23 protein-coding genes are annotated in these 20,942 nt (G+C 62.5%); 9 read left to right on the top strand and 14 right to left on the bottom strand.

Going from position 1 to position 20,942, the window contains the following annotated elements; translation table 11 throughout:
* Positions 1–7 precede the first annotated feature (7 nt).
* From ASILVAE211_RS11985 to ASILVAE211_RS12025, 9 genes are all read right to left on the bottom strand, one after another.
* On the bottom strand, positions 8–973 hold the full coding sequence (locus tag ASILVAE211_RS11985) for a type II secretion system F family protein (protein ID WP_227321540.1): 966 nt from the start codon (positions 971–973) through the stop codon (positions 8–10).
* Complete coding sequence (locus tag ASILVAE211_RS11990; RefSeq protein ID WP_227321541.1) at positions 970–2,349, bottom strand: CpaF family protein; 1,380 nt, start codon at positions 2,347–2,349, stop codon at positions 970–972. The genes ASILVAE211_RS11985 and ASILVAE211_RS11990 overlap by 4 nt, the downstream gene beginning before the upstream one ends.
* The gene (locus ASILVAE211_RS11995; protein WP_227321542.1) at positions 2,346–3,593 is read right to left on the bottom strand and encodes an AAA family ATPase; all 1,248 of its coding nucleotides are present in this window, start codon (positions 3,591–3,593) and stop codon (positions 2,346–2,348) included. The genes ASILVAE211_RS11990 and ASILVAE211_RS11995 overlap by 4 nt, the downstream gene beginning before the upstream one ends.
* Positions 3,593–3,931 (bottom strand): hypothetical protein, encoded by a 339-nt coding sequence (locus ASILVAE211_RS12000; RefSeq protein WP_227321543.1) that lies wholly within the window; start codon positions 3,929–3,931, stop codon positions 3,593–3,595. The genes ASILVAE211_RS11995 and ASILVAE211_RS12000 overlap by 1 nt, the downstream gene beginning before the upstream one ends.
* Before the next feature lie 8 nt (positions 3,932–3,939).
* A complete protein-coding gene (locus ASILVAE211_RS12005; protein WP_227321544.1) occupies positions 3,940–5,274 on the bottom strand; it encodes a type II and III secretion system protein family protein in 1,335 nt (444 codons plus the stop codon).
* A complete protein-coding gene (gene cpaB / locus ASILVAE211_RS12010) occupies positions 5,274–6,113 on the bottom strand; it encodes a Flp pilus assembly protein CpaB (RefSeq protein ID WP_227321545.1) in 840 nt (279 codons plus the stop codon). Before cpaB ends, ASILVAE211_RS12005 begins: the two co-directional genes overlap by 1 nt.
* A complete protein-coding gene (locus ASILVAE211_RS12015) occupies positions 6,110–6,637 on the bottom strand; it encodes an A24 family peptidase (protein ID WP_227321546.1) in 528 nt (175 codons plus the stop codon). The genes cpaB and ASILVAE211_RS12015 overlap by 4 nt, the downstream gene beginning before the upstream one ends.
* Before the next feature lie 58 nt (positions 6,638–6,695).
* Complete coding sequence (locus tag ASILVAE211_RS12020) at positions 6,696–6,887, bottom strand: Flp family type IVb pilin (protein WP_227321547.1); 192 nt, start codon at positions 6,885–6,887, stop codon at positions 6,696–6,698.
* Positions 6,888–7,265: 378 nt separating this feature from the next.
* On the bottom strand, positions 7,266–7,970 hold the full coding sequence (locus tag ASILVAE211_RS12025) for a transglycosylase SLT domain-containing protein (RefSeq protein ID WP_227321548.1): 705 nt from the start codon (positions 7,968–7,970) through the stop codon (positions 7,266–7,268).
* A gap of 97 nt (positions 7,971–8,067) precedes the next feature.
* Here ASILVAE211_RS12025 and ASILVAE211_RS12030 point away from each other — a divergent pair, with 97 nt between their 5' ends.
* The 3 genes from ASILVAE211_RS12030 to ASILVAE211_RS12040 are packed head-to-tail and all read left to right on the top strand — an operon-like array spanning position 8,068 to position 10,213.
* A complete protein-coding gene (locus ASILVAE211_RS12030; RefSeq protein WP_227321549.1) occupies positions 8,068–9,345 on the top strand; it encodes a pilus assembly protein TadG-related protein in 1,278 nt (425 codons plus the stop codon).
* Positions 9,342–9,797, top strand: a complete 456-nt coding sequence (locus tag ASILVAE211_RS12035; RefSeq protein WP_227321550.1) for a TadE/TadG family type IV pilus assembly protein — start codon at positions 9,342–9,344, stop codon at positions 9,795–9,797. Before ASILVAE211_RS12030 ends, ASILVAE211_RS12035 begins: the two co-directional genes overlap by 4 nt.
* On the top strand, positions 9,794–10,213 hold the full coding sequence (locus ASILVAE211_RS12040) for a TadE/TadG family type IV pilus assembly protein (RefSeq protein WP_227321551.1): 420 nt from the start codon (positions 9,794–9,796) through the stop codon (positions 10,211–10,213). The genes ASILVAE211_RS12035 and ASILVAE211_RS12040 overlap by 4 nt, the downstream gene beginning before the upstream one ends.
* Here ASILVAE211_RS12040 and ASILVAE211_RS12045 read toward each other — a convergent pair.
* Positions 10,205–10,960, bottom strand: a complete 756-nt coding sequence (locus ASILVAE211_RS12045) for a winged helix-turn-helix domain-containing protein (RefSeq protein WP_227321552.1) — start codon at positions 10,958–10,960, stop codon at positions 10,205–10,207. The genes ASILVAE211_RS12040 and ASILVAE211_RS12045 overlap by 9 nt on opposite strands.
* Positions 10,961–11,426: 466 nt before the next feature.
* Positions 11,427–12,884, bottom strand: a complete 1,458-nt coding sequence (locus tag ASILVAE211_RS12050) for an NCS1 family nucleobase:cation symporter-1 (RefSeq protein ID WP_227321553.1) — start codon at positions 12,882–12,884, stop codon at positions 11,427–11,429.
* A gap of 294 nt (positions 12,885–13,178) precedes the next feature.
* On the opposite strand from ASILVAE211_RS12050, the gene ASILVAE211_RS12055 reads away from it, so the two are divergent.
* The 3 genes from ASILVAE211_RS12055 (at position 13,179) to bla (ending at position 16,269) form a co-directional block, all read left to right on the top strand.
* Entirely contained in the window at positions 13,179–13,970 is a 792-nt protein-coding gene (locus tag ASILVAE211_RS12055) for an aldolase (RefSeq protein WP_227321554.1), read from the top strand.
* A gap of 71 nt (positions 13,971–14,041) precedes the next feature.
* The gene (locus ASILVAE211_RS12060) at positions 14,042–15,409 is read left to right on the top strand and encodes a short-chain fatty acid transporter (protein ID WP_227321555.1); all 1,368 of its coding nucleotides are present in this window, start codon (positions 14,042–14,044) and stop codon (positions 15,407–15,409) included.
* Positions 15,409–16,269, top strand: coding sequence for a class A beta-lactamase (bla, locus tag ASILVAE211_RS12065; protein ID WP_227321556.1), 861 nt, complete (start codon positions 15,409–15,411; stop codon positions 16,267–16,269). Before ASILVAE211_RS12060 ends, bla begins: the two co-directional genes overlap by 1 nt.
* On the opposite strand, the gene ASILVAE211_RS12070 is transcribed toward bla, so the two are convergent.
* Positions 16,266–17,144 (bottom strand): LysR family transcriptional regulator, encoded by an 879-nt coding sequence (locus tag ASILVAE211_RS12070; RefSeq protein ID WP_319799561.1) that lies wholly within the window; start codon positions 17,142–17,144, stop codon positions 16,266–16,268. The two genes, bla and ASILVAE211_RS12070, sit on opposite strands and share 4 nt — an antisense overlap.
* A 121-nt stretch (positions 17,145–17,265) precedes the next feature.
* Between ASILVAE211_RS12070 and ASILVAE211_RS12075 the strand changes: the two genes are divergently transcribed.
* Complete coding sequence (locus ASILVAE211_RS12075; protein WP_227321558.1) at positions 17,266–18,003, top strand: SDR family oxidoreductase; 738 nt, start codon at positions 17,266–17,268, stop codon at positions 18,001–18,003.
* A 38-nt stretch (positions 18,004–18,041) separates the two neighbouring features.
* Here the strand turns inward: ASILVAE211_RS12075 and ASILVAE211_RS12080 are convergent, their stop codons facing one another.
* Positions 18,042–18,938, bottom strand: coding sequence for a LysR family transcriptional regulator (locus ASILVAE211_RS12080; protein ID WP_227321559.1), 897 nt, complete (start codon positions 18,936–18,938; stop codon positions 18,042–18,044).
* Between the two features lie 114 nt (positions 18,939–19,052).
* On the opposite strand from ASILVAE211_RS12080, the gene ASILVAE211_RS12085 reads away from it, so the two are divergent.
* The gene (locus tag ASILVAE211_RS12085) at positions 19,053–19,883 is read left to right on the top strand and encodes an oxidoreductase (RefSeq protein ID WP_227321560.1); all 831 of its coding nucleotides are present in this window, start codon (positions 19,053–19,055) and stop codon (positions 19,881–19,883) included.
* Between the two features lie 13 nt (positions 19,884–19,896).
* Positions 19,897–20,184 (top strand): DUF1330 domain-containing protein, encoded by a 288-nt coding sequence (locus tag ASILVAE211_RS12090; RefSeq protein WP_227321561.1) that lies wholly within the window; start codon positions 19,897–19,899, stop codon positions 20,182–20,184.
* A 107-nt stretch (positions 20,185–20,291) separates the two neighbouring features.
* On the opposite strand, the gene ASILVAE211_RS12095 is transcribed toward ASILVAE211_RS12090, so the two are convergent.
* Positions 20,292–20,741, bottom strand: a complete 450-nt coding sequence (locus ASILVAE211_RS12095) for a hypothetical protein (protein WP_227321562.1) — start codon at positions 20,739–20,741, stop codon at positions 20,292–20,294.
* Positions 20,742–20,942: the final 201 nt, after the last annotated feature.

Raw genomic sequence — 20,942 nt, forward strand, 5'->3', positions numbered from 1 at the left:
ACCGCGCTCATTTCAGCGCACCCTTGATCATATTCCGCATGATGAACAGGGCGACAGTCAGGAGCAAGATGCCGACCACAAGAAGCTTCTGCCCGGTATGGGTTATGAACAATACCAGGATATAACTCGGATTGACGAAAAAAAGCAGGATGGTCATGAGAAAGGGCATCGAGCCTAGAACCATGGTGCTGCTGCGGCTTTCCGACGTCAGCGCAAAGCCGCGCGCCTTAAGCGCGACGCGTTTGCGAATGGTGTCGGCCAGCAGTTCCAGCGATTCCGAAAGGCCACCGCCGGCCTGCGCCTGCAAACTCAGCGTCGCGGCAAAGAAACCGTATTCGGGCAGGGCCGTGCGGGCCGCGCTGGCGCGCAGGGCGACGTCCAGCGGCGTGCCGATGGCGATATCTTCCGACAGACGCAGGAATTCCGCCCGTGTCGGCTCCTGCGCCTCACGGGCGACGATGCGCATGGCTTCCGGTACCGGTACGCCGACGCGCACCGCGCGGATGATCATCGCCAGGGCGTCCGGAAACTGGCGGAACATGATGTCGCGATGCTTGTCACGCCATTGTCCGAAGAGGGTGCGACTGCCAATCAGCCAAATCGGCGGCAGAACGATCCAGGCGAGTTTGCCCAGCAGCACGGCGCAGATCATGGTCGCGATGCGCGCGACGAGAAGCGTCACCAACAGAACGACCCACCAGGGCAGACGATAGATTCCGCGTTCCGCATAATCGCAGCCGAAAATCATCAGGGCCCGGCTGAAGATGGTGCGATCGGATCGAACCGCTGCGAGCGCGACCGGTGCCGCCGCCACCACCTTTCGCGGCGCCGTTATGCGTGTCGCGCGATCGATGCGCGCGTCCAGCAAGGCCTTCTGCTTTTGCCCGCTCGAAATCAGAAGGCCCATGCCGCCCAGTCCCATCAGGACCAGCAGAGCAAGCAGAAGCAGGATGTGCAGAAGGCCGGGGCTCATTCCGAATCCAGGGCGTCCATCCAGGCCTGGTCGAGATTGAAATAGGCAAGCCGGGAATGGGCCGCCGGCCGGTCACGCGAGACCGCATAGCGGGTGCGGAAACGTCCGTCGGGGCCTTCGCCCAATATCTCCAGCTTGAAGATGTCGTTCATGATGACGACGTCGCCTTCCATGCCGCAGACCTCTGTCACCTGCTGCACGCGCCGCCCGCCATCGCGCTGGCGGCCGACCTGCACGATCAGGTTCACGGCGCCGACGATCTGCGTGCGGATGGCGAAGGAGGGCAGACCCATATTGCCCATCTGCACCATGTTCTCGATACGGGTGAGCGCATCGCGGGTTGTATTGGCATGGATCGTCGACATGCTGCCGTCATGGCCGGTATTCATCGCTTGCAGCATGTCGAAGGCTTCGCCGGCGCGCACTTCACCGATGATGATGCGGTCGGGCCGCATACGCAGGGCGTTGCGCACCAGATCGCGCTGCGTCACTTCGCCCTTGCCTTCCAGATTGGGCGGCCGCGTTTCCAGGCGCACGACATGCGGCTGCTGCAATTGCAGTTCCGCCGCGTCTTCCACCGTTACCACGCGCTCGCCGGGGTCGATGAGCTGTGACATGGCATTCATCATGGTGGTCTTGCCGGACCCGGTGCCGCCGGAAATGACGACGTTGAAGCGTGCCGAGGCCGCAAGCTTGAGGATGCTGGCGACCTGCTGCGTCATGGTGCCGAAGCCGACCAGATCGTCGAAATTGATCGTCCGTTTACGGAATTTACGGATGGAGATATAGGGCCCGTCCAGCGCCAGCGGCGTGAAGACGATATTAACGCGGCTGCCGTCCTGAAGGCGCGCATCCACCATGGGGCTCGATTCATCCACGCGCCGGCCGACGGCCGTTGCGATGCGCTGGCAAATGCCCGCCAGATGCTCGGTATCGCGAAAGCGCACATTCGCCTGATAGACCTTGCCCAGGCGCTCGATAAAGATGCGGTCCGGGCCGTTGACCATGATATCGGCAATCGTATCGTCGGCCAGCAGAGGCTCCAGCGGTCCCAGGCCCAGCATGTCATTCACAAGATCGCCTGCAAGCTGCCGCTGCTCGCGCGCATTGAGCTGAATACGCCGGTCGGTCGCGATTTCACCGATCAGCCGTTCCACCTCGGTCTGCAAACGCTCCGGCGCCACGGCCGCCACGGCGGCCGGGTCCAGCCGGCCCAGGCACAGCGTGCGCAATTCCGCGATGATGGCCGCCGGCGCGCTATGGACGGGGATAGCCTGCGCGGGGGCCGCTTCCGCCGCGATGACTGCCGGCAAGGCCATCGCCTCGGCCATGGTCGGGCGACGCCCGAAAGCCGGACGGACGGCCGTGCCGCTCATCGGGGCTTGCCGAGCAACTGCCGCAGGCCGCCAAACCGCGACTTCGATCCGCTGCTTGTCTGGCTGGCCGTAGCCCCGAGCTGATTGGCCAGTTCCTCGATAGCGGAGCGGAAGGCGCTGCTTTGCGTGCTCGCGGGCTGTCCCATGGTCACAGCATGGCCGATCTGGCGCGGCAGGTCTGGGATGGTGACGTCGATGGCCGTCTTCAGGGCATCCTCCACCTGCTGACGTTTCAGGCCGCCAGGCATACCGAGCCGGTTCAGAACCAGGGTCGCGCGCTGCTGCCCGGTGCTGCCCGGCATCAGGCGCAGCGCATCGCGCACCGAACTCAGCGTCGGCGTCAGCACGATGACGCGATGACCGGACGCCGCCAGAAGCTCACGCCCGAAGGCATGGGGCTGCCAGCGGACGTCGCCGATGATGAAATTATAGCGCCGAGCGAGGGCTTCCAGCAGTTGCGGCGCGGCACCGGTGGCATAGGCGATTTCCTGCGCCAGCTTTTCCTGCGCCGCTAGCACATGCAGGCGCGGAGAGACGGGTACGGCGGCGCGTTCGGCCAGCAGGGTGTCGATACGCTCTGGCGCTTCCAGCGCGGCACGCAGACCCGGGCTCGGCTCGATATCGAGCATGAGCGCCGCCGTGCCGAGATAGAGATCGGCGTCCAGCAACACCGTATGACGCCGCAAGGTCATGCCCAGATGCCAGGCCAGATTGGCGGCGACGACGCTGGCGCCCACACCGCCGCGCGCACCGGTAATCGTCACGAAACGTCCGCCGCGCTTGGCGGCCGCCGCCTGTCCGGCGGCCATGGGCACGAAATGCTGCGCCACCACATCGCGGGTCAAAGGCTTGGCCAGATATTCCGCGACGCCAAGACCGCGCGTGATTTCGCGGTACAATGTGAGGTCGCTGGAATCGCCGATGACCAGCACGCAGGTATCGGGCTCCACCACCTCGGACAGCTGCGTCAGCGCCATCAGCGGCTCGTCTTCGCCGGTGATGTCTACGATGAGCAGGCGCGGCGTCACCGCCTTCTGCTGCACGGCGATTGCGGCCCGCAGGCCACCGCGCCGGATTTCCATCGGCTCGATCAGCGCATCGGCGAAGCCATCACGCAAGGCGCTTTCGCTTGCGGCATCGAGCACGAAGGCCATGGCGGCCGGGCGGTCCGGACGGTTGACGTCGCTGGCGGCGTCGGTTCCGGCCGCCATGGCAACGGTGGACGAGCTTTGCCCGCGCGACATCAATTGCCCCCACCGAGTGCGGCGCTGAGATCGGCCAGGGCGGATGCGGCATTATTGCCGGTGCCGCTGCCACTGCTGCTACCGGTTGAGCCGTCCAGACCTTTCGGCTTGTCGGCCATAATCCGATCGATGGGTATCGTGCTGTCGTAATGCGTCGGCGTGCTTTCGCCATGGCCCGCGATCAGGTCATTGGGATCGGCGACCATGACAGCGATATTGGCCGGAATGGCGCCAGTCGGCTGCCACATGCCGTCACGCTGATAAGGATCGGTCATGGCACAACCGGCGCAGCCAAGCGCCGCCAGTCCAAGGCAGAGCAGAATGCGCAGGCTTGGCATTGTCCCGGTCATTGCACGATGAACCCGGCGCTGCCCGGGATCTGCATCGGCACTTTGGGCTGGCCGTCAGCCACCTGACGCAACTGCAACAGCCGCTCCAGATCGGAAGGCGGCGGCGAATCGGCATCCAGCGAATTCAATGCAGCAGGGTTGTCGACGGGGCGCACGATATAGGGCGTGATCAGGATGACGAGTTCCTTCTCTTCCCGCACCAGGTTGTTGGATCGAAACAGGGCGCCGACATAGGGAATATCGCCCAGGATCGGGACGCCGGTCGTGTCATGCGTCTCATTGGTTTCAAGCAGGCCGGCAATGGCAAAGCTCTGTCCGCTGCCAAGCTCCACCGTGGTCTCTGCCTGCCGCACCAGCAGCGCCGGAATCTGGATGGCGGAATTATCAACGGTCAATGTAATTGCGCCTTGGGTGGTCAATTCGCTGACTTCGGGCTGAACATGCAGATTGATGCGCCCGGAGGAAAGGACCGTCGGCAGGAACTTTAGGCTGACACCGTAGCTTTTGAAATCAATGGTCACGGTGCCGTTTTGCTCGGCCACTGGTATGGGATATTGGCCGCCGACTTCGAAGCTGGCGGCCTGTCCGCTCATCACCGTCAGCGTCGGCTCGGCCAGGATTTTCGCCAGATTATCCTCTGCCAGTGCCTCTATGACGGCGCTGACGCTGGGGGCGGCTAGCGATGCCGCGCCGGCGGCCGTGTCGGTGATGGGATTGGAGACGGCGAAGGTCAAAGCGGAACTGCCGATGGAGGCGACCGCTGCCCAGTTCGCGCCCAGTTCCCGCGTCACGGAGCGGTCAATTTCGGCAATGCGCACCTGCAAGGTCACCTGCGTCGACATGGCAACGGTCACTTCGTCCAGCAGGCTCTGCTTGCTATCCAAAAAGCCATTGGCCAAGCGCACGGCGGTGGCATGCTGTTCCGGCGTCTGCACCTGGCCGGTCAGGCTCAGGCCATTCGGCTCCGCGTGAACCTTCAGGTCCAGACCGGGCAGAACGGCATTGATGGCGGCTTCCGCCTCGTCCGCCGAGAAGCTGGAAGGCTGCACGGTGACGTTGTAACTGCCGAGAGAACGGCCATCCGCGCCTGTTGCCGCGATTGTCGTTTCACCGGGGGCGATGCCGAAGACGAACAGGCTATTGGCGCTGGCGGGCTTCACCTCGGCGACCTTTGGATTGGCGACGAAGATATTCGCGGCATTGCCGCGCAGCGTGATGATTTTGCCTGTGCCGATGGTCAGCGCGATGCCTGGCGGCGCTGCCGCCACGGCTGCATGGGAGGCGAAGAGGGCAGCGGCGATGATGATCGCCAGACAGGCGTTCCGCAGCATCAGAAATGGAAATCCTGTTCGTCAGAGCCTTGAAAGACGTGAACGGCCGCCGTCTGGGATTTCGCCGAGGGCAGGTCGGCCATGGCCTGCGAGACGTCCTGCGCCCAAATCGTTCGGCCGCTATTTTTCGATAGTGCCGTGCCGGCATCGGCCGAGCAGACCGCCAGCGACAGTTGGCCGATGCGTGCTGCCAATTGCACGCGCTCGACACCGGTTTCAGTCACTTCCAACGTCACGGTGCGCGCCGTGGAGGTATTGGTGGAAGGTGCGCCCGGTGCCGCGCCCTGCACCAGTTCCTGGTCGATCGCGATGACGCGCACGTTGCTGAGCACGGCTTCCGCCGATACGCGCCGCCCGAGCGGGACGGAGGAATCGTCGATCGACTGCGTCATGATGACGTCGACACGGTCGCCCGGCCAGATCAGCCCTGCGGTACCGCTGACGGCATCGACGCCGATGGTCACGGCCCGCATGCCCGGTTGCAGCACGGCGGCCAGAAAGCCGTGATCGCCTGGCCGCATGACGTCTGCCGGCAGGATGACATCGTCCTTCGCAAGCGAGCGGCGGATCATGCCGCCGATCAGATCGCGCCGGGCATCCGCGCTGTCGGGTGTCGCGTCCGTCGGCACATCGGTGGTGGGAAATGTCTTGGCCTCAAGATCGTCCGATTTCAGCAGCGTGCCAGCCCGCACGTCATGCGCCAGCGCGATGACCGCGACGGTGCGCGGCACGACCTTGTGGGTGGCGGCTTTCGGCGGATGCGCAGAGACCCAGGCGACGGCACCAAAACCGGCAAGGCCGATAGCCATGATGGCAAACAGGAACAGACGGACGATCATGCAGGGCTAATCAACAACGTGAGAATCGCACCGGATGCGATGCCGACGCCATAGGGAAGGGGACCGCCACGGCGGATACGGAAACGCTCTGTCCGCCAGATGCGCGCTAGCAATCCGGTGGGCCGAGGCCCCGGTTTTGGCACAAGCCGGCGCAGCGCGATATAGACAAGTGCGAGAATACCGCCCGCCAGTCCGACGAGGGCGATATAAGTTGTGATGGCGGCCGCCGGCAGCAGCAGCACGGAGGCGCTGATCAGTTTGACGTCGCCGCCACCCATCCATCCGCGCAGATAGCAGACCATGGCGCAGAGAAAGACGATCGCGGCCGCCAGCAGAGCGACAGCGGCGTGGCCCTGGACAATGCGCAGCACGAGACCGATCGCGACCAAGGCGATGCAGATACCGTCTGGAATGATCCGAACGGCGATATCGCAAAGCGATGCCATGACGAGCAGCAGAATGGCACCGCCGATGAGCGCGGGCGCGCCAAAGCCAGCCCAATAAAGCGAAAGATAAGGCTGCAAATCGGCTCCGATATCCTGAAAGGTGTTGCGGCACTCCGTAGAGTGCCGCAACAGACTTTTACATAGCGGTGTTCACGCTGGTGAAGATGCCGTCGACGGTTTTGCCAAGCGCGGCGACGCCGACGGCGATGACGGCGGCGATCAGGCCGGCGATCAGCGCGTATTCCACGGCGGTGACGCCGCGCTTGTCGGACTTCAGGGCCGCAATCGCGTTGGTGCAATAGGTCGTGACGGCCAGAAGATTGGTCATGAGATTCTCCAATATCGGATTACGGGCGATGGGTGTCGAAATTCGCCTCGGTGAAAAAGTTGCAATATCAGCATGAAATCTGCGTCGATAGTCGCGAAATCTTCTCCATCCTGAGGGACTTCGCACTAGAAGCGGCAAAAGATTTTCAAAACAATTTCAGCGAACCGATTTTGTGCGAAAGGACGTACGCCCTGAAATAGGAAACACCAGAGTATCAATGGGTTAACGCGAAAGCCGGGGTAATTTTATCCTAAACCTGTCATGAAAACCTCAGCCTTTTGAATTAGTATTTTCAGCTAGAACTCAGATTTTAACACTAAACTCACGGTTCCGTGAGTTTAGTGTTTGCGATTGCGGTACCCTTTTATAAGTAACGCTTCAGCGCGTGCCGCTGCCGCTGTCCGGCAGAATGACATGCGGCAAAGGAGAGGTCGCGGGCAGCAGAACGAGAACTTCCGCTTCAATTCCGCCGCCCTGAATCGCGCCGTCATTGTCTGTGTCCAGGGGGGCGCCACCCCAGCGCGCCAGCACGCGGTCGCGATAGGGAATGCCGAAAGCCGGTGACGCCGAGTGATAACTCATGACCGCCGCCGGCCAGGATCCAAGGCGCTGATGGAGATCGGACAGAAAGCGCGCCGCCGCCGTCGCATTCGCATCCGGGTCGAAGGCGGCATCCGCTGTCGCGAAGGCCAGCGGGTGATAGGTCAGGTCAACCTGGAAACAGCCGACATCGATCATCGGCGTGCCTTGCGCCTGCAAAGCCGATAGGGCCTTTACGGCGGCGGGCAGATTGGGCAGATACAGGCTATTGCCATTGGCATCGATTGTCCAAGGCCAGGGCTCAACCTTTCCGGATGGTGCGGTTCGGCCGCTTTCGATCTCACCGATTGCGGACAGCAGACCGAGCGGGATGCCAAAGCGTTTTTCTGCGTCGGCGGCGGCGTCCAGGCAGGTTCTTGGCAGGGCATCTGCGGCACGTGCCGGGGCCTGGGCGCAAAGAAGAAACGGCAGCAGAGCAAGTGACAGACGCGTTGACGTGTTTCGGAAAAACTTCATCTCGACGATGACAGGCCTATTCGCCATAAAGCGGTTCACGGATTGGATAAAATCGGATCGGCATGTCTTCGATCATAGTTCCCTCTCAAACGCCATCATGATTCGCCGAAAATCTGTTCGCGCCTTGAACCGGCGTGGCGCGGTTGCGGTATGGGTGGCACTGATCCTGACACCGACACTGCTGATCATCGCGCTTGGTCTGGATGAAGCGCAGTTGAGCCTGACGCAGATCGAGTTGCAGCGCGCGGCCGATATCTCGGCCTATGCCGGCGGTCTTCGCGCCGCCAGCAGCGCGACGGGCGTTCCGAGCAGTTGCGCCAGCGCCAGTAACAAGCTGGATTGCGCCTATGCCAATGCGGCCGCCGATCTGGCGGAAGTCGCGACAGCGCCCAGCACTTCGGCCCGCAGTTGGAGCGATACTAGCCTGACCTTGACGGACAATCTGATAACGGCGGCGGTGGTGAAGGGCATCAAAAACACCAGCGATGTCGCGGTCTCCGTGACGCTGACGAAATCCTTGCCGGCGCTCTTCGCTTATCCCGTCAACGGCAAGCTGACCTATACCGCCAGTAACACGGCCATTGCCGAGGTCGTGGCCGGCACCGCCAGCGGCGCGCAGCCTTGCCTTGTATCCTTGACCAATGACATCACGCTCAGCGGCAATTTCAACCTGACGCTGAATGACTGTTCTATGCGGTCCAACAACGCCATCGCGATGAGCGGCAATGGGGATGTGGTCGCCAGCGGCATCTATGCCGACAAGACCATCACGACCAGCGGTAACGTCAACATCAACGGCACCGAATATCCGAATGACGGTCAGATCAGCGACCCTTACGCATCCGACAGCGCTCTCTACGGCTCCAGCGGTGCCTTCACCAAGCTGGCGACGGCGACCGGTAGCGCCTTTTCCGGTGGCGGCAGCCTGTCGCCAGGCACCTATTCCAGCCTGACCATCACCTCCAATCTTACGCTGGCTGCCGGTCTCTATCTTGTTACCGGCGGCATCACCGTATCAGGCAATTCCGCCATCAACGGCACGGGTGTGACCATCGTCTCAGGCGGCGCCATCCAGATGTCCGGTAATATCAATTTCAACGTCACCGCGCCGACCAGCAATGTCAGCGGTGGCATTCCCGGCATTCTCATCGCCGATAATGGCACCGGTGGCGAAAGCGTGTCGGGCAATTACTCAGCCTCGACTTCAGGCGTCATCTATCTGCCGAATAGCGGCTATACCGAAAGCGGCAATGGTGGGGTGAACGCACAATCATCCTGCATGGAACTGATCGCCGCCGAGGTGACGATCAGCGGCAATGCCAATCTGGACGGCGATTGCAACAATGGCGCTTTGTCCTTTGGTAGCGTGCCGGCCGTGCCGACGGTATCTTTAGTCCAATGAGCGGCGCTCTGTATGACAGGCGTCGCAGCGGCGTCGCGGCGGTTGAGTTTGCACTCTGCCTGCCACTGCTGATGATCATGATGGGCGGCATCACCGACCTTAGTCTGGAGATGCGCAGCAAGATGCTGCTGGCGACCGGTGTCAGCAATGCCGCGAGCGAGGCCATCGCGACCAAAGGGTCTGCCACCGCCGCCACGCTGCAAACCCTGGTGACCGATAGTTCCGGCCTGACGGGGGTGACGACTACGGTATCCGCGTTGGCCTATGAATGCGCCTCCGGCACGCCGGCCACGCTGAAGGCATCTTCTTCCGGCAGCACCTGCACCAGCGGCGGCACGGCAGGGGAATATCAGACGATCACCGCCAAATATACCTATACGCCTTTGATGCCGGCCTTCAGCGCGGTGGTGAAGACGGCTTTGACGGAAACCGCGACGGTACAGGTACAATGATCGGGATCAAGCGCAGCAAGGCAGGCGTCGCGGCCGTGGAATTCGCCATGGCCTGGCCTTTGGCCTTTGTCATTTTCGCGGGAACATTCAGCATCGGTACGATCTGCTGGATTCAATCCGGCTTGCAGGTCGTCGCTTTTGGAACGGCGCGCTGTCTGGCTATCGGCGAAACCGCCTGCCCTGCCGGAAACGGGCCGGCCTATGCGGTCAGTCTCGCCAATACCCGTCTGTATAAAAATGTCATTACCGCATCCAATGTCGCTGTCACGAGCGCGACCACCTGCAATGGCGCGAGCGGTAGCTACAGCCAGGTGACGATCACCGATTCCAGTTGGATCGCCAATGTCCTGCCGTCCAAATTGAGCAAGCTGGCCTTGGTCGTGAAGGCCTGCTACCCGACCATGAATTCAAGCTGAGACCAACTCAGCCGCGTCATGCCGGGCGCGCTTGCGCACGTCGCTCGGCGCGTCGTCGCGCCGCCGCTCGGAGGGCGGCTGAAGGTCAAGTTTGAAGCCGTGGCCCCAGACGTTCTTGATCAGATAGCCCGCGCCACGGTCCGCCAGCTTCTTGCGCAAGCGGCAAATCAGCACATCGATCGCCTTGATCTCGGGCGCGTCTCTACCGGCATAAAGATAGGCGAGGCAGGCCTCGCGATTGAGCGGCAGCCCATGCTTGCGCACCAGCAGTTCCAGAAGCTGATATTCATTCGGGCTCAGATGCAGGGCTTCGCCATTCACCGTAATGGCACGCTGCGCCATGTCGACTTCAACCGGGCCATAGGCCAGAGTCGAGCTCATGTGGCGTTCCGTCCGGCGCAGCACGGCGCGCACGCGCGCCAGCAATTCGTCTATCGGGCAAAGCACGGTGACCACGTCATCGGCCCCGAAATCGAGGATGCCTATCTTGAAGCGTAGGTCATTGGTTTGCGTAAAGGCAAAGACAGGGAGTTCAATCCTGGCGCGGCGAATGCGGCCGATCAGCGTCTTGCCCTCATAGACCTCGTCGTCGAGGTCTATGAAAACGGCGTCGAAGGGCGTTTCAGACAGGCATATGAACGGGTCTTGATGCGCCTGCGCCAGCACGCGGGTGACCCCGCGCCGGGCGAGTTCCGTCTGATCATCAGCACGACGAAACGGCTTGCCGCCGACTTGCAAAATGCGCACTTAAGTTGACCTGGTCTAAACGGGATAAGATATCGGGCGAGATCTTAAAATGTCTTCGCAACTCACCTCTGGACGAGGCAAGGATCGCGCCGGCAGATGAAAGAGCTTGTCTCATAGATTTGATCCAAAAAAAAGATAAAAATCGATGTAACAGAGGCGCTTAGCGTCTTGTTTTGCTTGCCTTGGCCGCGCCGCCGCGCGCCACGCGGGCAGGGGCGATGGGCAGCCGGAACATCCCGATGATTCGTTGCAGATTTTGATATGGCAACGAAATCGCATCCCGCCGGGAGTTTGGCTGCGGTATCGGCTCGGCGGTTCTTCATGCCATAACAATAATCGAGTCACTGGCCGGATGGCCCTGGTGACAATACGAAGAAATCGACGTGAAAACGCCACGCTCCCGGTCGGAAGCGTGGCGCCAGGCAAGGTTTGATTTGGCCAATGCCGGCCCGTCAGGCGTCAGGCGTCAAACGAGCCGCATTTTGGAAATCGCCGTATAGATCAGCGCCGCGATGATGCCGCCGATGAAGAGGGAGAAGGTGGCGATCTGCCCGGGGATGAAATTCAGCGCGATGGCCAGAAGCGTCGATGGCACCACCGCCATCACCGCCACGGGATTGACGCCGCCTTTATACCAATAGGTGTCGCCGGGCTGGTCGCTGAATAAAGCCGGCACATCCACCTTTTGCATCTTCACCAGATAATAGTCGGCGAGCAGGATGCCATACAGCGGCCCGATGGCGGCGGCCAGAAGATCGACCGTGTAGTGGATGGCGGCCGGGTCACTGAACAGGTTCCAGGGCGTGATGAAGACGGCGCCGATGGCGGCCAGCATGCCGCCCATGCGGAAGCTGATGCGGCTGGGCCAGACATTGGAGAAGTCGAAAGCCGGGGAGACGAAATTCGCCACGATATTGATGCCGATGGTGGCCGTGACAAAGGTGAAGGCGCCCAGCAACGCGACGGCGGTATTGCCGATGCGGCCGACCGTGATGACGGGATCGGTGATCATCTTGCCGAAAACCGGAATGGTGCCCGAGACGACGACGACGGTGATGATGGAGAAAAACAGGAAATTGACCGGCAGGCCCCACAGATTGCCGCGCTTCACGTCCTTATAGCTGCGGCAGTAGCGTGCGAAGTCGGCGAAGTTCAATGTCGGACCGGCGAAATAGCCGGCGACCAGGGCGGTGGCGACGATCATCTGCCACACCACCGCGCCGCCATGCAGATGGGTGGCGGACAGATCGAAGCTGATATTGCCCATGCCCGCGACCTCGACGATCCAAAGGGCCAGCGCGATCATCACGGCATAGACGGCCGGTCCGGCCCAGTCGATGAAGCGCTTGATGCTTTCCATGCCGCTCCAGAAGACGACGGCCTGCAAAACCCAGACAAGCAGGAAGCTCAGCCAGCCCATGCCGTCCAATCCCGCGAAGCTGGAATGGCTCAGGCTGGCGAGGCTGGGGAAGAATTTCAGCAGCACGATGTTGAGCGCGCCGGAGGCGAGATAGGTCTGGATGCCGTACCAGACGACGGCGATCAGCCCCCGGATGATGGCGGCGATATTCGCGCCATAGACGCCGAAGGAAATGCGCGCCACCACGGCATAAGGCACGCCGGCATTTTGCCCAGCCTTGCCGAGCAGATTGGCGAAGAACTGGACGATGGAAATGCCGACGAGAAGGCAGATCAACACCTGCCAGCCGGTCAGGCCGAGCGCGAACAGAGAAGCCGCGAAGACATAGCCGCCGACGCTGTGCACGTCCGCCATCCAGAAGGCGAAGATATTGTACCAGGTCCAATGCTGGGTCTTGTCGCGCGGGGCGGCCGCGCCGTCGCGGGCGAGGGGGGCCAGATCGTCATTATAAAGCCGATCGGAATAGTCGGCCGGAATATCTTGGGGGGACGTCGCGACACTCATCGCCCACCTCCCTGCCGGTCAGAGGGATAGGCTGAAGTCGCCAGCCGGCGCGTGCTGCGCCCGTTTCCAGTCTCCGTCATCGTCAGGGGCTCCTTGCAATGAAATGCCTTATGGAGCCGTGCAACTTTGTAACCGTCCCAGGCTGAGCCTAGGCGAATCCACGGCCCTGTCCATCTTTTTTGACAAACTGTGTACACTTTTATGTCTTTGCGGCGGCCAGAGGGCAGCTTGCCGGGCCGTGTGGGCCGGTGCCAAGCTCCGGCGTAGCAACGCAGCTTCGAGGATCGCCACGTCATGGCCCATGAATTCACCACCGCCGGCCAGCAGGCCGGGGCCAATAGCCTGGGCGAGATCGATCACGCGGCGCTGCGCCAGGCGCGGATAGACTTGGCCGCCTGTTTCCGCATGGCCGCGAAACTGGGATTGGAGGAGGGCATCTGCAACCATTTCTCCGCCCTCGTGCCGGGCCGGGACGACTTATTCCTCGTCAATCCTTATGGGCTGGCTTTTCGGGAAGTCACCGCGTCCAGCCTGCTGGTCTGCGACTTCCACGGCAATGTGCTGGAAGGCGAGGGCAAGCCGGAAGCGACCGCCTTCTTCATCCATGCCCGCCTGCATAAGCTGAAACCTCGCGCTCGGGTGGCGTTCCACACCCATATGCCGAATGCGACCGCTCTGAGCATGGTGGAAGGCGAACCCTTCGTCTGGGCCGGACAGACGGCGCTAAAATTCTACGGCCGCACGGCGGTGGACGAAGCCTATAACGGTCTGGCGCTGGACGAGGCGGAAGGGGACCGCATCGCGGCCTCCATGGGCGACGCTGACATCGTCTTCCTGCGCAATCACGGCGTCATGGTCACGGGCCCCACCATCGCGGAAGCCTGGGACGATCTCTATTATCTGGAGCGCGCGGCGGAAGTGCAGGTGCTCGCCCTGTCCACCGGCCGCCGTCTGGTGCCGGTGCCGGCCGATATCGCGGCGCGCACGGCCGCTCAGATGCGCGAGGGCGACGCCGAAAGCGCGCGCCTGCATCTGGACAGCGTCAAGCGGGTGCTGGGCCGGGAAGACCCTGCCTTCGCAACGTAACGGCCCTGATGCCTCCCCAGCCCATCGCGATTAGGGCATGAAGGGCGGATAACAGGGAAACGAATCGCGCCATGAAGACCAGTTCCGTGCGAAAAGCCTCGCCGCTTGCCAGGGTGACCGGGGTCTTCGTCTATCTGTTCGAGCGGCTGCTGCCGGAACCCTTCGTCTTCGCCATTCTACTGACGATCCTGACCGCCATTCTGGCCTTCGTCTTCGCGCCCAAGCATACGCTGCCGGAGGTGCTGACAGGCTGGTATGGCGGCATTTTCCAGATATTCCCTTTTGCCTTCCAGATGGTGCTGATCCTGGTGACGGGATACGCGCTCACCAGTGCGCCGCCGGTGGCCGCGCTGCTGCGGCGGATCGCCGCCATCCCGAAGACGCCGCGCGGCGCCGTGGCGCTGACGGTTTTCGTGGGCCTTGTCACCGTCACGCTCAACTGGGGTTTCGGCCTTGTTGCCTCGGCGGTTTTCGCCCGCGAAATCGCCAAGCGCCACCGGCTGGATTTCGCCTGGCTTCTGGCCGCCGCCTATAGCGGCTTTCTGATGTTCCCGGCCGGCCTGTCCAGTTCCATCGCGCTGGCGCAGGCCACACCGGGCTCGCCGCTCAATATCACCGAAAAGCTGACCGGGGCGGTGGTGCCGCTCGGCCAGTCCCTGCTAGCGCCCTTCAACCTCGTGCCGTCCATCCTGCTCTTCATTGTCCTGCCCTGGCTGTTCAGCCGCATGGAACCGGCAGAGGCCGATAGGCAGCCGGCCGACCAGGCGCGGCTGGCGGAGGAGGACAAGCCCAAACCGCGCGCGGTCAGTATCGGGTTCGGCGGTGTCATGGATCGCGCCTGGATCCTCAATCTGGCGCTGGTCGTGGCCGCCTTCGGCTATATCGGCATGCAGGTGGCGCACGGAACCTTTCATCTCGACATCAATACGCTGATCCTGATTTTCCTGGCGCTTGGCCTGCTGCTGCATTGGCGGCCCATCGCCTATGTCGATGCCGTCAATAACGCCGCACGGGTCACGGGATCGCTGCTGCTGCAATACCCCATCTATGGCGGCATCATGGGCATGATGACGGCGACAGGGCTGGCCGCCGTCATCGCCAAATGGTTCATTGTCATTTCAACGCCGATGACGCTGCCCTTCTGGGCCTTTATCTCGTCGATCATCATCAGCATTTTCGTGCCGAGCGGCGGCGGCCATTGGGCCGTGCAGGGCCCTTTCATCGTGCCGGCCGCCGCCGCCCTTCATGTCAGCCAGGCCGCCGCCGCCCAGGCCGTGGGCTACGGCGAGGGCGTCGCCAATATGATCCAGCCTTTCTGGGCGCTGCCGCTGCTGGCCATTGCCGGCATCGGCATGCGGCGCGTGCTGGGCTTCACGGTGATGAGCTTCTTCGTCTCGCTCGTCATCTTCGGTGCCTCCGTGCTGTTTCTGGTCCGCTGATGTCGGCGCTCACCCGCCGCGCGATGCTGGCCGGCGCCGCCGCATTGGCTGCGGCGCCGGCGTATGCCGATACGGTCGCGGGCGATATCGCGGCATTGGAAAAACAGAGCGGCGGACGCCTGGGCGTTTTCGGGCTCGATACGGGCTCGGGCCGCAGCATCGCCTATCGTGCGGGCGAACGCTTCCCACTGTGCAGCACCTATAAGCTGCTGACGGTGGCAGCGGTGCTGCATGGCGTGGACAAGGGCGCCGTCACGCTCGATCAGCGGATTGCCTATGGGCAGGCCGATCTGTTGGACTATGCCCCGGTGACGCGCAAAAACGTCGGTGCCGGCTTCATGACGGTCGGCGCGCTTTCCGCCGCCGCGCTGGAATGGAGCGACAATACGGCCGCCAATCTGCTGCTGGGGGTGATCGGCGGCCCGCAGGGCTGGACGCGCTTCGCGCGCTCGCTGGGCGACCGGGTGTCGCGGCTGGACCGGACGGAGCCGACGCTGAACACGGCCATTCCCGGCGACAAGCGTGACACGACAACGCCGCAGGCGATGGTGAATGACCTGCGCGCCGTGTTGCTGGACGATGCGCTGACAGAACCGTCGCGTGCGCAACTCAATGCCTGGCTCCTGGCGAGCCAGATCGACGGCGCTCTGCTGAAGGCCGGTCTGCCGGCAGGCTGGCGGGTGGGTGACAAATCCGGCGCGGGCGCCTACGGCACGCGCAACGATATCGGCATCCTCTATCCGCCCGGCGCCGCGCCCATTCTGGCGGCCGTCTATTATACGGAGACGACGCAACCCATGGCCGCGAGCAATAGGCTGATTGCCGATTGCGGACGCATCATTGCTCAGGCGTTTTCCTAAAACTCCGCCGTCTCGAAAATCCCCGCGATCCAGTCCAGAAACACCCGCAGGCGCGGCGCCAATTGGCGGTTCTGCGGATAGAGTGCGGAGAGTGGCGTCGGTGACGGCGGGTAATCCGCCAGCACCTCCATCAGCGCACCGCTGGCGAGGTCTGCTGCGAAGCGGTAGCGCGGCGCCTGCACCAGCCCGAAGCCGGAGCGCGCCAGGTCGGCCATGGTATCCGAATTATTCACCGTCATCCGGCTGGGAATGCGCATGGTCCGCAACGCGCCGTCGATGAGAAATTCCAGCGGCAGAATCTCGGCATTGCGGGAGGAGACGAAGCCGACCATCCGATGACCTTTCATCAGATCCCCCGGCCTTTGTGGAATGCCGTGCTCGGCCAGATAGGCAGGGCTTGCGACCGTTACCTCCTTTATCAGCCCCAGACGGCGGATGATCAGGCTGCTGTCGCTCGGCTCGCCGGCACGAATGACGCAATCCACGCCCTCCCGCACCAGATCGATCAGCCGGTCGCCCTGGCCCAGATGCAGGTCGATCAGCGGATAGCGCGCCATAAAACCGGGCAGATACGGCAGCAGGAAGCTGCGCGTGAGCTGGCTATTGGCATCCACCCTTAACAGGCCGCGCGGCCGCGCATCACGGAAACCGGCCTCGGCCTCGTCCAGGTCCAGCAGCCAGGCCAAGCAGCGCTGATAATAGCTCTGCCCGTCCAGCGTGGGCGCGACGTGGCGCGTCGTGCGTTCCAGCAGCCGCACGCCCAGATGGGCTTCCAGATCGCGGATTGCCTCGGTCGCGGTGGAGCGTGGCACGCCAATATCGGCGGCGGCAGCGGTGAAGCTGCCGCGCTCCACCACGCGGATGAAAAGGCGCATGCGGTCGATCCGGTCCATGGCATATTATTCGCCATATTCGAACAGTCTTGCCAAGATGCCTGGCATTATCCGCCTGTGGGCGAGGGCTATATCCAGTCTCAGCAAGAGCAGGAGACAGTCGATGACCGACTCACAACGCGTGGCAATCGTAACCGGCGGCTCCAAAGGCATTGGCGCCGCCATATCCCGGCGTCTGGCGCAGCACGGTATCTCGGTGGTCGTGAATTACAGTCGCGGCCGGGATGAGGCTGAGCAGGTGGTGGCTGCCATCGCGGCGGCCGGGGGCCGGACCATTAGTGCCCAGGCCGATCTGGGGGCAGCGGAGGGCGTCACCACGCTGTTCGACGCGGCCGAACAGGCTTTCGGCGGCGTCGATATCCTGGTGAACAATGCCGGGATGATGAAGCTTGGCGCTATTGCCGAGGTAACGGACGCGGATTTCGATACGCAACTGGCACTGAATCTCGGCGGTGTCTTCCGGGGGATGCGCGAAGGCGCCAAGCGCCTGCGCGACGGCGGGCGCATCATCAGCTTTTCCTCCAGCGTCGTCGGCCTCTATCAGCCCGGCTATGGCGTCTATGCCGGAACCAAGGCGGCAGTCGAAGCCATGACACATATCCTGGCCAAGGAAGTGGCCAAGCGCGGCATCACCGCCAATGTCGTGGCGCCTGGACCGGTGGAGACGCAGCTGTTTCTGGAGGGCAAGGCCGAGGCGCAGTTGAAGGCCATCGCCGGCATGAATCCCTTCGGCCGCCTGGGCCAACCGGACGACATCGCCCAGGTCGTCGCCTTTCTGGCCAGCCCCGACAGCGGCTGGATCAGCGGCCAGACCATCCGCGCCAATGGCGGCATGATTTGACGACACACTGTTGTCAGTAGGCATGGCGCAGTGACGGTTTAGGGGGCGGGTGTCGCGCGCAAGATGTCGATCACGGCACGAAGGCCAGCGGAGACATATTTTCGCGACGGATAGTAAAGGTAAAGCGGGCTTTCCGGCTCAATCCAGTCCGTCAGGCAATCCACCAGCCGGCCGCTGCCGATATAGGGCCGCGCCCGATCCGCCCAGACATAGGCCAGCGCGATGCCGGACAGGGCCGTCTCGATCATCAGCTCATGGTCATGCAAGGTTATGGGGCCGGTCGGCTCGAAGTCGATCTGCTGGCCGTCCCGTCCGAAGGACCAGGGATAGGCAATGCCGCTGGGATGCATATTGCGAATGCAGACATGGCCCCGCAGGTCCGGGGGCGTCAGGGGGATGGGCCGTCGCGCGAAATAGGCGGGTGAGCCGACGACGGTGAAGGACAGGCGCGGCTTGATGCGCACGGCCGTCATGCCGTCGCGCAGGCTTTCGCCCAGGCGAATGCCGGCATCGAAGCCTTCCGCCACGATATCGACCAAAGCATCGGTCGCGACGATTTCGAGTTCCAGATTGGGGTTTTGCGTCATCAGCGGGCCGATCACCGGACCGAGCACGAAGGGCGCGATGGAGTTCGGCACCGTCATGCGCACGCGGCCGAAGGGCGTGTCGCGGAACTGGTTCAGCGTGTCCAGCGCCGTGCCGATATCGGCGAAGGCGGGCGACAGATGGGCGAGCAGCTGCGACCCGGCATCCGTCAACGACACGCTGCGCGTGGTGCGGTTCAGCAGGCGGATACCAAGCCGGGCTTCCAGATTGGAGACGGCATGGCTGATGGCGGAGGCCGTGACGCCACGCTCCTCGCTGGCCCGGCGAAAGCTGCAATGCCGGGCGACAGCGTCAAAAGCGGCCAGCTCGGACAGATCGGTCGTGCGCATTACTGAACTTCACTCAAGATTGTGAGGAGAACTATAGCGCTAATAGGAGCAATCGAAAGAGCGCAAAACGCTCTCGCACCCGGCAATGGGCCGGGGATCATCGAGGGACAAGCTATGAAAACCTGGTTCATCACCGGCGCGTCACGCGGTTTCGGCGCCCTGATCACGGAACGTGCGCTCGCCAAGGGCGATGCGGTCATCGCCACCGCCCGCAATCCCAAGGCCATTGCCGATCGCTTCGGCACCCACCCCAATCTGCTGGCGGTGGCTTTGGACATTACCAATGAGGACCAGGCAAAGGTCGCGGTGCAGGCGGCCGTCGATCGCTTCGGCCGGATCGACGTCCTGCTCAACAATGCCGGTTTCGGCCTGATGGGTGCGGTGGAGGAGGCGTCGGGTGCTGAGGTGGAAGCGCAGTTCCGCACCAATGTCTTCGGGCTTTTGAACGTCACCCGCGCCGTGCTGCCGCATATGCGTCAGGCCAAGACCGGCCGCGTCCTCAATATTTCATCAATCGGTGGCTATCGCAGTGCGGCGGGTTTCGGCGTCTATTGCGCGACCAAATTCGCGGTCGAAGGCCTGTCGGAGGCGCTGCATGATGAATTGGCGCCGCTCGGCATTCATGTCACGGTGGTGGAGCCGGGCTATTTCCGCACGGACTTTCTGGATGCCGCCTCGCTCTCGGTCAGTCCGACCGTGATCGCGGATTATGAGGCGACGGCCGGCCGCGTGCGTCAGGTCGCGACCGGATTGAACCATAATCAGCCGGGGGATCCGTCCAGGCTGGCCGATGTGCTGATCGCCTTCGCCGATGCGCCCAACCCGCCCGTGCGCCTGCCGCTCGGCAGTGATACGGTGGCCGCCATCGAAGCCAAACATGCGTCCGACGCGGCGATGATCGCCGATTGGCGCAGTGTTGCGGTGTCTACCGACTTTCCCACGTAAAAGGAACAGAGCCATGTCTGCTTATTTCGTCATGATCCGCGAAAAGACCACAGATGCCGCGGCCCTCGCGGAGTATGGTGCCAAGGCTGGCGGTACGCTTGCCGGCCACAGCATGAAGCCGATCGCCTTCTATGGTGCGCTGGATCAGGTGGAGGGTGAGCCTGTCGAAGGCGCGGTCATCCTGGAATTCGCGGATATGGCGGCGGCCCGCGCCTGGTACGACAGTCCGGCCTATCAGGAGGTCGCGAAACTGCGTCATGCCGGGTCGGTCTCGCGGACCTTTTTCATCGAAGGCGTGTGAGCAATCTGGCTGCACGTGCGTCTTCTCTCAGCCTCATGCCGCGCTTGGCCAACTAGGCGCGGCATGACGCTGTTTGAATGAAAACCTGAAAAGCGGAGCGTGCAGCTTCACTTTGGAAAATTCTGGTTGGTCGCGATCAGCACTGTCTGCGGCCGTGGCAGACTTTTCAGCAAATCAGCCATGGTGCGCGGCCGCAAGACCGTGCAATTCAAATCAGCCCGTCCGACGGCGGCTTTTAAAACGCCGAGCTTGTGCATATCGATATGGCACAGCACGACGACGGGCGTTTTCGGAAAGGACATCCGCAGCGCGGCGATATCGTCAAGATTGCCGTCTCGGCATTCCCGATAGTAATAGACGATGGCGTCAAACTTCCAAGACAGATGCCGTGCGCATTCGGCCGGCGTGCTGAACGGCAGACAATCGATGGACCCATCGGCAACCGCAATCGCCTCGATCAAGGCCTCTCTGGTCAGCAGAAAATCGTCAACGAGCGCAACCTGTATGCGGGGTTTTAAAGGGTCATAGGGGAGGCCGTTCCTATCGCGAATACCCATCACGATCGCCCTTCTTGGTTGCGGATGGCGTGTGGCTAGATGCCGTCATTCATGGCGGGTTTGCAGTGTCGGGGGAGTTGTGCAGTAAGCGCACCTATCAGAAGAACTATCTTTTATTCTATGAGAATATGACGTAGCCATACCGAATACTGTCGATTGGCAATCGGTCTTAGTCAATAGGATATTTTGTCCAACGATGAT

Source organism: Acidisoma silvae (assembly GCF_020618775.1).
GTDB classification, from domain to species: domain Bacteria; phylum Pseudomonadota; class Alphaproteobacteria; order Acetobacterales; family Acetobacteraceae; genus Acidisoma; species Acidisoma silvae.

Bases quoted from the DNA above. Each gene is read 5' to 3' on its own strand.
- ASILVAE211_RS11985 (WP_227321540.1), bottom strand. From the start codon at position 973: ATGAGCCCCGGCCTTCTGCACATCCTGCTTCTGCTTGCTCTGCTGGTC.
- ASILVAE211_RS11990 (WP_227321541.1), bottom strand. From the start codon at position 2,349: ATGAGCGGCACGGCCGTCCGTCCGGCTTTCGGGCGTCGCCCGACCATG.
- ASILVAE211_RS11995 (WP_227321542.1), bottom strand. From the start codon at position 3,593: ATGTCGCGCGGGCAAAGCTCGTCCACCGTTGCCATGGCGGCCGGAACC.
- ASILVAE211_RS12000 (WP_227321543.1), bottom strand. From the start codon at position 3,931: ATGCCAAGCCTGCGCATTCTGCTCTGCCTTGGACTGGCGGCGCTTGGC.
- ASILVAE211_RS12005 (WP_227321544.1), bottom strand. From the start codon at position 5,274: ATGCTGCGGAACGCCTGTCTGGCGATCATCATCGCCGCTGCCCTCTTC.
- cpaB (WP_227321545.1), bottom strand. From the start codon at position 6,113: ATGATCGTCCGTCTGTTCCTGTTTGCCATCATGGCTATCGGCCTTGCC.
- ASILVAE211_RS12020 (WP_227321547.1), bottom strand. From the start codon at position 6,887: ATGACCAATCTTCTGGCCGTCACGACCTATTGCACCAACGCGATTGCG.
- ASILVAE211_RS12025 (WP_227321548.1), bottom strand. From the start codon at position 7,970: ATGGCGAATAGGCCTGTCATCGTCGAGATGAAGTTTTTCCGAAACACG.
- ASILVAE211_RS12035 (WP_227321550.1), top strand. From the start codon at position 9,342: ATGAGCGGCGCTCTGTATGACAGGCGTCGCAGCGGCGTCGCGGCGGTT.
- ASILVAE211_RS12040 (WP_227321551.1), top strand. From the start codon at position 9,794: ATGATCGGGATCAAGCGCAGCAAGGCAGGCGTCGCGGCCGTGGAATTC.
- ASILVAE211_RS12050 (WP_227321553.1), bottom strand. From the start codon at position 12,884: ATGAGTGTCGCGACGTCCCCCCAAGATATTCCGGCCGACTATTCCGAT.
- ASILVAE211_RS12055 (WP_227321554.1), top strand. From the start codon at position 13,179: ATGGCCCATGAATTCACCACCGCCGGCCAGCAGGCCGGGGCCAATAGC.
- ASILVAE211_RS12060 (WP_227321555.1), top strand. From the start codon at position 14,042: ATGAAGACCAGTTCCGTGCGAAAAGCCTCGCCGCTTGCCAGGGTGACC.
- bla (WP_227321556.1), top strand. From the start codon at position 15,409: ATGTCGGCGCTCACCCGCCGCGCGATGCTGGCCGGCGCCGCCGCATTG.
- ASILVAE211_RS12070 (WP_319799561.1), bottom strand. From the start codon at position 17,144: ATGCGCCTTTTCATCCGCGTGGTGGAGCGCGGCAGCTTCACCGCTGCC.
- ASILVAE211_RS12075 (WP_227321558.1), top strand. From the start codon at position 17,266: ATGACCGACTCACAACGCGTGGCAATCGTAACCGGCGGCTCCAAAGGC.
- ASILVAE211_RS12080 (WP_227321559.1), bottom strand. From the start codon at position 18,938: ATGCGCACGACCGATCTGTCCGAGCTGGCCGCTTTTGACGCTGTCGCC.
- ASILVAE211_RS12085 (WP_227321560.1), top strand. From the start codon at position 19,053: ATGAAAACCTGGTTCATCACCGGCGCGTCACGCGGTTTCGGCGCCCTG.
- ASILVAE211_RS12090 (WP_227321561.1), top strand. From the start codon at position 19,897: ATGTCTGCTTATTTCGTCATGATCCGCGAAAAGACCACAGATGCCGCG.
- ASILVAE211_RS12095 (WP_227321562.1), bottom strand. From the start codon at position 20,741: ATGGGTATTCGCGATAGGAACGGCCTCCCCTATGACCCTTTAAAACCC.